This is a genomic window from Streptomyces lushanensis (assembly GCF_001700515.1).
GTDB classification, from domain to species: Bacteria; Actinomycetota; Actinomycetes; order Streptomycetales; family Streptomycetaceae; genus Streptomyces; species Streptomyces lushanensis.
Map to the genome: position 1 here is coordinate 1 of NZ_MAUD01000029.1, position 11,527 is coordinate 11,527.

The window sequence follows — 11,527 nt, forward strand, 5'->3', positions numbered from 1 at the left end:
CCAGACCCCGGGTCCCTTCCGGGAGCCGCTCGTCACGCAGCGGGTCGAACGGTACGACGTCCGCGCCCGCGGCCGTCAGCAGCTCGGTGTGTTCCGCGTACGAGAAGGTGAAGGCCGACCCGCCGGCCATCGCGATCACCGGCCGCCCACGCCGCGCCGCCGGAACGGCCGGAGCGAAGGAAGTAGCCGGAGCGAAGGAAGTGACCGGAGCGGCGGAAACGGCCGAGGCGGCGGGGGCGCTCAGGGCGGCGGAAACCACCGGCTGGGCGGAGTGGGCCGGGCCTCACGATCCGGCCGAAGGTGCCGGGCCGTTGGCCCCCGCCGCCCAGCCGGTGGTTTCCGCCGCCCTGAGCGCCCCCGCCGCCTCGGCCGTTTCCGCCGCTCCGGTCACTTCCTTCGCTCCGGCTACTTCCTTCGCTCCGGCCGTTCCGGCGGCGCGGCGTGGGCGGCCGGTGATCGCGATGGCCGGCGGGTCGGCCTTCACCTTCTCGTACGCGGAACACACCGAGCTGCTGACGGCCGCGGGCGCGGACGTCGTACCGTTCGACCCGCTGCGTGACGAGCGGCTCCCGGAAGGGACCCGGGGTCTGGTGATCGGAGGCGGCTTTCCCGAGGTGTACGCGCCGGAGCTGTCCGCCAACGAGCCGCTGCGCAAGGCCGTGGCGGAGCTGGCGTACTCCGGGGCCCCGGTGGCCGCCGAGTGCGCCGGGCTGCTGTATCTGGCGCGTTCCCTGGACGGGCGGCCGATGTGCGGAGTGCTGGACGCCGACGCGCGGATGTCGGGACGGCTGACGCTGGGGTACCGGGAGGCGGTGGCGGTCGCAGACAGCGCGCTGGCGCCGGCCGGAACGCGGGTGCGCGGGCACGAGTTCCACCGGACGGTCCTGGAGCCGGGCGCCGGGGACACTCCCGCCTGGGGCGTGGTGCATCCGGACCGCCGGGTGGAGGGGTTCGTCCGGCAGGGTGTGCACGCGAGCTATCTGCACACGCACTGGGCGGCGGCGCCGCGGATGGCACAGCGGTTCGTGGAGCGGTGCTCGCAGGAGTGAGGGGCGGGTGCGTGGGGCGCGGTTCAGGCGGCGAGACCGACCACCAGCCAGATGAAGGCCGCGCCCAGGACCGTACAGAGCAGGGTGGAGCGGGCCGGGTGCTCGTGGTGCGCCTCGGGCAGGATCTCGGCCGCCGCCAGATAGAGCAGACCGCCGCCGAAGAACCCGAGATAGCTGGCGAGCGCCTCCTGCGGCAGCGTGAACAGCACGGTGGACGCGGCGCCGAGCACCGGCGCGATCGCGTCCGCGACCAGCATCACCACCGCCCTGCGCCGGTCGTTCCCGTACACGCTGGTGAGCGTGTAGGTGTTGAATCCGTCGGCGAAGTCATGGGCGATGACGGCGAGCGCGACGGCGGCGCCCATCGCCTCGCCGACCTGGAAGGCCGCGCCGAGGGCGATCCCGTCCATCACGCTGTGGCCCACCATGGCGGCGGCGGCGGTCAGACCGACCTCGGGCACGCGACCGCCCGTCGTCCGGACCGCGCCGGGGCCGCTGCCATGACCTCCGTCGCGACCGCCGCCGTGTCCCGAGGCGTACGCGACGGGTTCCCGGGAAGAGGTGGCGGCGGGCCGGTCGCCGCCGTGCGAGGCCTGCCGGACCGCGAGCAAACGTTCCACCAGATGGGCTACGAGAAAACCACCGACGAAGAGCAGCAGCGCCTGCGGTACACCGAAGATCTCGTGGCCCGCCGCCCGCATCGCCTCCGGCAGCAGGTCCAGGCCGACGACACCGAGCATCAGCCCACCGGCCAGGCCCAGTACGAGATGGCGGCGGTCGGTGACGCGTTGCGCCGTCCAGCCGCCGAACAGCGTCATGAGGAACGCGCCGAGCGCGACGAACACGGCCATGCGCCCCTGCATAGCCGATCCGGCGCTCATCTCGCACATCCGCGCTCCACGGCGCGGCCCGGTCCGGAGGGGCCCGATCCGGAGCGGCCGGAACCGCCCGGAGTGCCGGAGGGGCGGGAACTGGTCGTCGGGATCGGCGCGAGCAGTGGCGCCTCCGTCGCGGAGGTGCTCGGGCTGATCGAGGACGCGCTGCGCGAGGCCGGGCCCGCGCCGTACCGCGTGGTGGAGCTGGCGACCGTCGACACCAAGGCGGGTGAGCCCGCGATCGCCGGGGCGGCGGCGCGGCTGGGCGTGCCCGTACGGGGTTACGCGGCCGGTCTGCTGGCCCGGATCGCCGTGCCTCATCCGTCCGCCGCGCCACTGGCCGCCGTGGGCACACCGTCCGTCGCGGAGGCCGCCGCGCTCGCGGGCGGAGGCGTGCTCCTCGTACCGAAACGGAAGTCGGACCCGGAGGGCCGGCCCGCCGCCGTCACCTGCGCGGTGGCGTGTCGTGGCGTACAGGGGCCGGGTCGGAGTGGAACCGGCGGGAGCGGAGATGATGTCGGTGCCGACGACGGAATCCGTTGACGTGGAGGCCCGTTGACGGTGGCCGGACGGTGGTCGCAGGACAGCGTCCTGTTGACGACAGCGACCCGTTGGCGGTAGAGAACAGCGGCCACGCGCTACAGCGCGCCGCGCCATGACGCCTCCGTACCCCGGTGGCCTTCGGAAGGGAGCCCGGTGACCCTCGTCGACCAGCCCAGCGAGAGCGTGACATCCCACGCGCGGGGACCGTACCCGCCCCGGCCCGGCCGGGCCCGTTTCTCCGCGGCCCGCATACCCGTACCCCGCCATCGACCGACGGGCCACCATGTCTACGCGCGGTGATCTCCACGATCTGCGCCATCACGGCGACGCCGAGATGCGCGACGGCGCGGCGGGACTGATCGATCTCGCGGTCAATGTCCGTACCGGCACCCCTCCGGAGTGGCTGCGCGCCCGTATCGCGGATTCGCTGACCGGGCTCGCGGCGTATCCGGACGGCCGGACGGCGCGCGCGGCGGTCGCGGCGCGGCACGGGCTTCCGGTGGAGCGGGTGCTGCTGACGGCGGGGGCGGCGGAGGCGTTCGTCCTGCTCGCGCGTGCCCTGCCGGTACGCCGCCCGGTGATCGTCCATCCGCAGTTCACCGAGCCGGAGTCGGCGCTGCGGGACGCGGGACACACGGTGGGACGGGTGCTGCTGCGGGCGGCGGACGGCTTCCGGCTCGATCCCGGTGCGGTACCCGAGGAAGCGGATCTGGTCGTCATCGGCAATCCGACGAATCCGACGTCCGTGCTCCATCCCGCCGGGGCCATCGCCACGCTGGCGCGTCCCGGGCGGACGCTGGTGGTGGACGAGGCGTTCATGGACGCGGTGCCGGGCGAGCCGGAGGCGCTGGCGGGGAGCCGGGACGTGCCGGGGCTGGTGGTGCTGCGCAGCCTCACCAAGACCTGGGGGCTCGCGGGTCTGCGGATCGGTTACGTACTGGCCGAGCCGGAGACGGTGGCCGCGCTGGAGCGGGCGCAGCCGCTGTGGCCGGTGTCGACGCCCGCGCTGGCGGCGGCGGAGGCGTGCATGTCGCCCGCCGCGCTGGCGGAGGCGGAGAGCGCGGCGTGCCGGACGGCGGTGGAGCGCGCCCATCTGCTGGCGGGACTGGCCGAGTTCGAGGAGGTGCGGGCGGTCGAGGCGGCGCGGGGCCCGTTCGTCCTGGTCCACATGGCCCGTGCGGACGCGGTACGGGCCCGTCTGCGCACCCTGGGCTTCGCGGCCCGCCGCGGCGACACCTTCCCGGGGCTGTCCCACGAATGGCTGCGCCTGGCGGTCCGCGACCGCTCCACGACGAACCGCTTCCTCCAGGCCCTGGACCAGTCCCTGACGGCGGTGGGCTGCTGACGTCCCCGGGCGCGGGGCGGACCGGGTCCGCGCCCGGGACAAGGACCGCGGCCGACGGTTCCGCCGGGGACGGCCGGCTCACCGGCGCCGTCCCCGGCGGACACGCGGACACACACGCACACGGACACGCACCCCAGGAGATCCGCTCGGGACGGGACCTTATCGCGCCGGGCGCGCCGCCCGCCGTCGCCGGGTCCCGCGCGCGTCAGCGCCTCGCGCGGGTCCTGGTCACGGCGAGGGTCGCGGCGCCCGCCGCCAGCAGGAGCGCCGCGCCGCCCGCCATGTACGGGGTCGCGGAGCTGCCGCCCGTTTCCGCGAGGTTCTCCTCGGCGGGCTCCGCGACGGTCTGAGGCTCCGCGACGGTCCGGGGCTTCGGATCGGCCGGGACCGCCTCGTCGGCCGGGACGGCGGGAGTGGCCTCCGGCCGCTGTGCCGGGGTCACCGCGCGCCCGGTCGGCGGCGCGGGGGACTCGCAGGTGGCGCCCGCCAGGGTGAGGGTGCCCTCGACCTCGGCGACGTTCAGCTTGAGCGGGTTCAGCGAGACCTGGAGTTCGAGCGCCGCCGCCGCGGCCGTACGGGACGTGGTGCGCGTCTTCGACAGTTCGAGCGACACCTCGCCCACCCCCGGCACCTCGACCCGCGTCGTACCGCCCGCCGAGAGCGTGATCCGCTTGCCGAGCACCGTCACCGCGCCGAGCAGATTCGATTCGGCGACCGGCCGTTCTCCGGCCGCGCAGACCGCCCTGGAGGTGACCTCCTGGATCTCGACGAGCGGGAGCGACGGCAGCCCCGGGACATGGACCTTCGCGTGCACGAGACGGCTGCGTCCCCGCGCCCTGTGCCCGTCGGCCGTCGCCTCCGCCGTCGCCACATCGGCGCGGAGCACCGTGAACGGCCTGCCCCGGTCGACACCGTCCAGCCGGACAGTCAGCGCGTCCTTCTTCCCGCTCCCGGAGGCCGCGGGCGCCTCGACCTCGTTGAGCGCGGCCTTGAGCGGCACCTGGACGGTCCTGTTGAGCAGGGACACATCGAGGCCGGTCCTGAGCACGACCGCGCCCGCCCGCCCCACGTCCTCGCCCCCGGTGGCGCCCGCCGGGGCGGCGAGGAGCACCGGCCCGGCCGTCAGGGCGGCGGCGGCCACAGCGGCGGCGCGGCGGCGTGCGGGCATGCGGAAGGTGTTGCTGTTCACGATGTGGAACCCCCACAGGAGACTTGGTGTCGCCGGCCCGCCGAACGGGGAATCGCGGCGGTGGCGACCGAGACACCGGAATCTTTACGCACGAAGAGTGAACTGGCGGGCACCTGGGGTGAGTTCACTCCAAAGTGGGGTTTCCGGGTTCATATTCGATTCTTGTGGCACATGCGTTCTTCGCCGCTCCGTCCGTGACACCGCCCGGGTGGTGCGCCGGTCGCCCCCGGGAGTGCGCGCACAAGCCGTGCGCCGACCGCGCATAAGACACTTCAACGACGACGGCCGCCCTCGCGTCACGCTCCGTCAATCACGCGCCCGTTCAGCACGATCCGCCTCGGCGCCGCCAGCACTCCGACGTCCGCCCGGGGATCCTCGTCGTAGACCACCAGATCCGCCGGAGCCCCCTCCTCCAGCCCCGGGCGGCCCAGCCAGCGCCGCGCGCCCCAGACGGCCGCCGAGAGGGCGTCCACGCGCGGGATACCGGCCTTCACCAGCTCGGCGACCTCGGCCCCCACCAGACCGTGGGCGAGCCCGCCGCCCGCGTCCGTCCCCGTGTAGACCGGGATGCCCGCGTCGTACGCCGCGCGCACGGTGTCGTAGCGGCGCTCGTACAGCCGGGTCATATGCGTCGACCAGCGCGGGAACTTGCTCGCGCCGCCCTCCGCGAGCCGGGGGAAGGTCGCGATGTTCACCAGGGTCGGGACGATCGCCACACCGTGCTCCGCGAAGAGCGGAATGGTGTCCTCGGTGAGTCCCGTCGCGTGCTCGACACAGTCGATGCCCGCCTCCACGAGATCGCGCAGCGCGATCTCGGCGAAGCAGTGCGCGGTGACCCGGGCACCGAGCCGGTGCGCCTCCGCGATGGCCGCCTCGACCTCATCGCGCGGCCAGCAGGCGGTCAGATCGCCCGCGTCCCGGTCGATCCAGTCGCCGACGAGCTTGACCCAGCCGTCACCGCGCCGGGCCTCCCGCGCGACATGGGCGACCAGGTCCTCCGGCTCGATCTCATGGGCGAAGTTACGGATGTAGCGGCGGGTACGGGCGATGTGCCGGCCGGCCCTGATGATCTTCGGCAGATCCTCGCGGTCGTCGATCCAGCGGGTGTCCGCGGGCGATCCGGCATCCCTGAGCAGCAGCGCGCCCGCGTCCCGGTCGGTCAGCGCCTGCTTCTCGCTGGTCGCGTCGTCCACCGCGCCGTGGTGGTCCAGGCCGACATGGCAGTGGGCGTCGACCAGACCGGGCAGCGCCCAGCCCCGGACGGTACGGATGTCACGGGCGCCGGCCGGCCGCTCGTACGTGACCCGTCCGCCCACCACCCACAGTTCGTCCCTGACCTCCTCGGGCCCGACGAGCACCCGTCCTGTGACCCGCAGCACCGCCTGATCGCTCATGAACAGCACTGTACGAGGCCGTGGGTACCCTCGACCGGAAAGATTCCGAACACCGGTCCGACGCCGGTGGCCGCGCGAAGAGAGCCGAAGAGCGCGCGAAGAGAGCCGAAGAGAGAGCACCACCGTGACCGCTGTGACACACCCGCTGCTGGACCTGCCCCCGCTGACCGCCGCGCACTTCGCCTCGATCGAGCGCCGCGTCGCCTCGCTGCTCGCCACCGAGAACGATGTGGTGATCATGCAGGGCGAGGCCCTGCTGCCGCTGGAGGCGTGTGTACGCAGTGGCGCGCGGCCCGGTTCGACGGCACTGAACGTGGTCACGGGCCCGTACGGACAGACCTTCGGGAACTGGCTGCGCGACAGCGGTGCCACGGTCGTCGACCTGGAGGTGCCGTTCCACACCGCCGTCACCGCCGACCAGGTCGCCGCCGCCCTGGCCGCGCGTCCCGGGATCGACTTCGTCTCGCTCGTGCACGCGGAGGCGGCGACCGGCAACACCAACCCGGTCGCCGCGATCGGTGAGGTCGTACGGGCCCATGGCGCGCTGTTCATGCTGGACGCCGTCGCGTCGGTGGCGGCGGAACCGCTGCTGACGGACGCGTGGGGCGTGGACCTCTGTGTGATCGGCGCGCAGAAGGCGATGGGCGGACCCGCCGGGGTCTCGGCGGTGTCGGTGAGCGCGCGTGCCTGGGAGCGGTTCGCCGCCAATCCGGGCGCGCCCCGCCGCTCGTACCTCTCCCTGCTGGACTGGAAGGAGCGGTGGATCGACACCGGCCGCGGGGCGCTGCCGCACGCCCCCGCGCAGCTGGAGATGCTGGCGCTGGAGGCCTGCGTCGAGCGGATCGAGGCGGAGGGAGCTGACTCCGTGATGGCCCGGCACGCCGCCGCGGCGGCGGCCACGCGCGCGGGTGCGGTGGCGCTGGGCCGCGGTCTGGAGCCGTTCGTCCCTGAGACCGCCGCGGCGGCCCCGGTGGCGACGACGCTCCGGACGCCTCCCGGGACCGACGCCGGTGAGGTGGTGGCGAAGGCCCTGGCGGCCGATCCCTCGCTGCCGTTGATCGCCGGCGGCGGCGCGCTCGCATCGGAGATGCTCCGCGTCAACCACTACGGGCCCCACGCGACACCGGAGGCCGTACGGTCCTCGCTCGCCGCGCTGGGCACGGCGCTCGGCGCCGCTCCGCGGGAATGACCGTATCCGCGGGCATGCGCGTCACCCGCGGGCTCGTGAATCACGAATCACGGATGTCAAATATTGAATATCGGCAGGGCAGAGGCGCGTGACGGACACACGGAAAGCGGCGGACACGAGAAAAATTGCCAATACCGGGTACGGGCATTCGGGTGCCGCATTTCCTTTGAATTCCTCACCGTAGACGGTTCCTTGTTGTCGCCTGCCCGCTGCTCCACGGCCCAAACGCCGGAGTCCAAGGCGATTCCGGCGGGTCTCGCCGACATTGCAGACATGTGACCGAGCCCACAATCACGGTCATTCCGCCCCGATATGTGGCCCTATTCTACCCAACTCCACCGGAGTGCGCATCGGCAGCCGCGCACGCGCGATAACACAGGCCGGCTTCTCACCCAACCCCTTCCCAAGATGCATCTTTTGAATTTGCTCGGTAAATTCAATGGCTATGACCGCCGCACAAGCACACCTTGCAGGCGCCCGAAGCGAATTCACCTCGTCCCCGACGATCGACGCCCCACGAGTGGAGGACGGAGCCGCGATCTGGCGTATCGCCCGTGACTCCGAGGTCCTGGACCTCAACTCCTCGTACAGCTACCTGCTGTGGTGCCGCGACTTCGCCGCCACGTCCGTCGTCGCGCGTGACGACGCAGGGGTACCGATCGCCTTTGTGACGGGTTACGTACGGCCCGAGCGGCCCGATGTGCTGGTCGTCTGGCAGGTGGCCGTCGACCGCGAACAGCGGGGCCGCGGGCTCGCCGGGGCCCTGCTGGACGCGCTGACCGCCAGAGTGGCGAAGGAGCTGGGGATATCGGCGGTCGAGACGACCGTGACCCCCGACAACACCGCCTCGGACCGGTTGTTCACCGCGTTCGCCGCGCGTCATGGCGCGCGGGTGACGCGTGACGTCCTCTTCGACGGCGGGCTGTTTCCCGACGGGGTGCACCAGCCGGAGGTGCTGTACCGGATCGGCCCGCTCTCCCGCCGGCCCGCCGAGCCGACGCCCTGAGCGGATACGGCCACGCCGGCATCCGGGCACGGCGTACGCGGGAAACACGGCGTACGCGGGCAACCCCGCCTCTCTCCATCCCATCGGCAGGAGATTCCTGTGACTATCACCCCGCCCGCACTGAGCGTCTTCGAGACCCTTGAGTCCGAGGTGCGCAGCTACTGCCGCGGCTGGCCCGCCGTGTTCGACCGGGCGCAGGGCAGCCGCCTCACCGACGAGGACGGCCACAGCTACCTCGACTTCTTCGCCGGCGCCGGCGCGCTCAACTACGGCCACAACAACCCGGTGCTCAAACGCGCGCTGATCGACTACATCGAACGCGACGGCATCACCCATGGCCTCGACATGGCGACGACCGCCAAACGCGCCTTCCTGGAGTCCTTCCAGAATGTGGTGCTCCGGCCGCGTGACCTGCCGTACAAGGTGATGTTCCCGGGCCCGACCGGCACCAACGCGGTCGAGTCCGCGCTCAAGCTGGCCCGCAAGGTCAAGGGCCGGGAGTCGATCGTCTCCTTCACCAACGCCTTCCACGGCATGTCGCTGGGCTCGCTCGCCGTCACCGGCAACGCGTTCAAGCGCGCCGGGGCCGGTATCCCGCTGGTCCACGGCACACCGATGCCGTTCGACAACTATCTGGACGGCCAGACGCAGGACTTCCTCTGGTTCGAGCGACTGCTGGAGGACCAGGGCTCCGGGCTGAACAAGCCCGCAGCGGTGATCGTCGAGACGATCCAGGGCGAGGGCGGCGTCAATGTCGCACGCCCGGAGTGGCTGAGGGCGCTGGCCGATCTCTGCCACCGCCAGGACATGCTGCTGATCGTCGACGACATCCAGATGGGCTGCGGCCGTACCGGCGCCTTCTTCTCGTTCGAGGAGTCCGGCATCACACCGGACATCGTGACGCTGTCGAAGTCGATCAGCGGATACGGGCTGCCCATGTCGCTCTGTCTGTTCCGCCCCGAGCTGGACATCTGGGAGCCCGGCGAGCACAACGGCACCTTCCGGGGCAACAACCCGGCCTTCGTCACCGCCGCCGCCGCGCTCACCACGTACTGGGCGGACGGCCAGATGGAGAAGCAGACCATCGCCCGCGGTGAACAGGTGGAGCGGGCGCTCGCGGCGATCTGCGCCGAGAGCGCCGCCTGGAGCACCGACGACAGCGCCGGTCCGGCCGCGGAGTTCCGGGGCCGGGGTCTCGTCTGGGGCCTGGAGTTCGCCGACAAGGAACGGGCGTCCGCCGTATGCGCGCGCGCCTTCGGGCTGGGACTGCTGCTGGAGACCTCGGGGCCGGTCGGCGAGGTGGTGAAGCTGCTGCCGCCGCTCACCGTCACGCCCGAGGAGCTGGACGAGGGCCTGCGCACCCTGGCCCGCGCGGTCCTGGAGACCGCCTGACCGTCACCGCCTGACCGTCCGGCCGTCACCGCCGGACCGGACCGCACCCGCCCGTCCGCCCGCGCACCGGCACGCGCACACGCCGTCCGTCCGTACGAGAGAGCACGACAGAGCACGAGAGCACACACGAGAGAGAAAGGCAGCGACACACCGTGATCGTCCGATCGTTCAAGGACATCGAGAACACCGACCGCCATGTGAAGTCGGCCTCGGGCACCTGGGAGAGCAAGCGCATCGTGCTCGCCAAGGAGGACGTCGGCTTCTCCCTCCACGAGACCGTCCTCCACGCGGGCACGGAGACCTCGATGTGGTACGCCCACCACGTCGAGGCCGTGCTCTGTGTGGAGGGCGAGGCCGAACTCACCGACGACGAGACCGGTGAGACCCACTGGATCCGGCCCGGCACGATGTACCTGCTGGACGGACACGAGCGCCACACGCTCCGTCCCAAGACCGACTTCCGCTGTGTCTGCGTCTTCAACCCGCCGCTGACCGGGCGTGAGGACCATGACGAGAACGGGGTCTATCCGCTGCTGACCGAGGAGGGCTGACGATGACCACCACTCCCGTGCGTACGGAACACGCCGAACGTACCGACCCGTACCCGACCCGTGGCCCTCGCGAGGTGACCACTGCGCGACAGGATCCCGTCGTCTGGCCGGCGTCCGGCACACCGGGCCGGTCGGGCGCGCCCGGACCGGTCTCCCGCGCGGACCTCGCCGGCTTCGAGCGGGACGGCTTCCTCACCGTGGACCGGCTGATCGGCCCCGACGAGGTGGCGCTCTACCGCGCCGAACTGGAACGGCTCGTCTCCGACCCCGGTGTACGGGCGGACGAGCGCTCCGTCATCGAGCCCACGTCCCAGGACGTACGGTCGGTCTTCGAGGTCCACCGGATCAGCGAGATCTTCGCCGGGCTGGTACGCGACGAGCGGGTGGTGGGCCGCGCCCGCCAGATCCTCGGCTCGGACGTCTATGTCCACCAGTCGCGGATCAATGTGAAGCCGGGCTTCGGCGCCTCGGGCTTCTACTGGCACTCGGACTTCGAGACCTGGCACGCGGAGGACGGTCTGCCGAACATGCGGACCGTGTCCGTCTCGATCGCGCTGACCGAGAACTACGACACCAACGGCGGGCTGATGATCATGCCCGGGTCGCACAGGTCGTTCCTCGGCTGCGCGGGCGAGACACCTCGCGACAACTACAAGCAGTCGCTCAAGATGCAGGACGCCGGAACGCCGTCGCACGAGGCGCTGACACGCATGGCCGACGAGCACGGCATCAGGCTCTTCACGGGCAGGGCCGGTTCGGCGACCTGGTTCGACTGCAACTGCATGCACGGTTCGGGCGACAACATCACGCCGTATCCGCGCAGCAACGTCTTCATCGTGTTCAACAGCGTGGAGAACGCGGCGGTGGAACCGTTCGCGGCGCCCGCGCCGCGGCCGGAGTTCATCGGTGCGCGGGACTTCACGCCGGTGCGCTGACACCGGGCCCTCCCGTGTGCGGGGCAGGGGCGGCGGTGGGACAGGGGTGCGGGGCAGGC

At 72.1% G+C, this 11,527-nt stretch carries 10 protein-coding genes and 2 pseudogenes; 8 read left to right on the forward strand and 4 right to left on the reverse strand.

What is annotated here, in order from left to right; genetic code table 11:
- Nucleotides 1-151: pseudogene (locus BFF77_RS36490) on the reverse strand (cobyrinate a,c-diamide synthase); the annotation flags it as partial.
- Between the two features lie 283 nt (nt 152-434).
- Here BFF77_RS36490 and BFF77_RS02490 point away from each other — a divergent pair.
- Nucleotides 435-1,049 (forward strand): annotated as a pseudogene (locus BFF77_RS02490) (cobyrinic acid a,c-diamide synthase); the annotation flags it as partial.
- 23 nt (nt 1,050-1,072) lie between these two features.
- Here BFF77_RS02490 and BFF77_RS02495 read toward each other — a convergent pair.
- Nucleotides 1,073-1,900: a ZIP family metal transporter gene (locus BFF77_RS02495; protein ID WP_066943321.1), complete on the reverse strand. Its 828-nt coding sequence runs from the start codon at nt 1,898-1,900 to the stop codon at nt 1,073-1,075.
- A 102-nt stretch (nt 1,901-2,002) separates the two neighbouring features.
- Between BFF77_RS02495 and BFF77_RS36495 the strand changes: the two genes are divergently transcribed.
- Both BFF77_RS36495 and cobC read left to right on the forward strand, forming a co-directional pair.
- Complete coding sequence (locus BFF77_RS36495; RefSeq protein WP_066943323.1) at nt 2,003-2,467, forward strand: cobalamin biosynthesis protein; 465 nt, start codon at nt 2,003-2,005, stop codon at nt 2,465-2,467.
- Nucleotides 2,468-2,750: 283 nt separating this feature from the next.
- Entirely contained in the window at nt 2,751-3,812 is a 1,062-nt protein-coding gene (gene cobC, locus BFF77_RS02505; protein WP_066943325.1) for an Rv2231c family histidinol phosphate aminotransferase CobC, read from the forward strand.
- 205 nt (nt 3,813-4,017) lie between these two features.
- On the opposite strand, the gene BFF77_RS02510 is transcribed toward cobC, so the two are convergent.
- On the reverse strand, nt 4,018-5,001 hold the full coding sequence (locus BFF77_RS02510) for an SCO1860 family LAETG-anchored protein (RefSeq protein WP_107422046.1): 984 nt from the start codon (nt 4,999-5,001) through the stop codon (nt 4,018-4,020).
- 296 nt (nt 5,002-5,297) lie between these two features.
- Complete coding sequence (locus BFF77_RS02515; RefSeq protein WP_066943339.1) at nt 5,298-6,395, reverse strand: amidohydrolase family protein; 1,098 nt, start codon at nt 6,393-6,395, stop codon at nt 5,298-5,300.
- 133 nt (nt 6,396-6,528) lie between these two features.
- Here BFF77_RS02515 and BFF77_RS02520 point away from each other — a divergent pair, with 133 nt between their 5' ends.
- The 5 genes from BFF77_RS02520 to thpD all read left to right on the forward strand — a co-directional run bounded on the left by BFF77_RS02520 (nt 6,529) and on the right by thpD (nt 11,468).
- Nucleotides 6,529-7,584 (forward strand): aminotransferase class V-fold PLP-dependent enzyme, encoded by a 1,056-nt coding sequence (locus BFF77_RS02520; protein WP_066943327.1) that lies wholly within the window; start codon nt 6,529-6,531, stop codon nt 7,582-7,584.
- A 445-nt stretch (nt 7,585-8,029) separates the two neighbouring features.
- Nucleotides 8,030-8,590 carry a diaminobutyrate acetyltransferase gene (ectA, locus tag BFF77_RS02525; protein WP_079124769.1) on the forward strand — a complete coding sequence of 187 codons (561 nt, stop codon included), beginning with the start codon at nt 8,030-8,032 and terminating at the stop codon, nt 8,588-8,590.
- 99 nt (nt 8,591-8,689) lie between these two features.
- Nucleotides 8,690-9,982, forward strand: coding sequence for a diaminobutyrate--2-oxoglutarate transaminase (ectB, locus tag BFF77_RS02530; RefSeq protein ID WP_066943331.1), 1,293 nt, complete (start codon nt 8,690-8,692; stop codon nt 9,980-9,982).
- A gap of 152 nt (nt 9,983-10,134) precedes the next feature.
- On the forward strand, nt 10,135-10,533 hold the full coding sequence (locus tag BFF77_RS02535) for an ectoine synthase (protein WP_066943333.1): 399 nt from the start codon (nt 10,135-10,137) through the stop codon (nt 10,531-10,533).
- Between the two features lie 2 nt (nt 10,534-10,535).
- A complete protein-coding gene (thpD, locus tag BFF77_RS02540) occupies nt 10,536-11,468 on the forward strand; it encodes an ectoine hydroxylase (protein WP_066943335.1) in 933 nt (310 codons plus the stop codon).
- The last annotated feature ends 59 nt before the right edge of the window (nt 11,469-11,527 follow it).

Excerpts from the sequence above, each read along its gene's own strand:
- BFF77_RS02495 (WP_066943321.1), bottom strand. The coding sequence starts at position 1,900 with ATGGCCGTGTTCGTCGCGCTCGGCGCGTTCCTCATGACGCTGTTCGGC.
- cobC (WP_066943325.1), top strand. The coding sequence starts at position 2,751 with ATGTCTACGCGCGGTGATCTCCACGATCTGCGCCATCACGGCGACGCC.
- BFF77_RS02515 (WP_066943339.1), bottom strand. The coding sequence starts at position 6,395 with ATGAGCGATCAGGCGGTGCTGCGGGTCACAGGACGGGTGCTCGTCGGG.
- ectA (WP_079124769.1), top strand. The coding sequence starts at position 8,030 with ATGACCGCCGCACAAGCACACCTTGCAGGCGCCCGAAGCGAATTCACC.
- thpD (WP_066943335.1), top strand. The coding sequence starts at position 10,536 with ATGACCACCACTCCCGTGCGTACGGAACACGCCGAACGTACCGACCCG.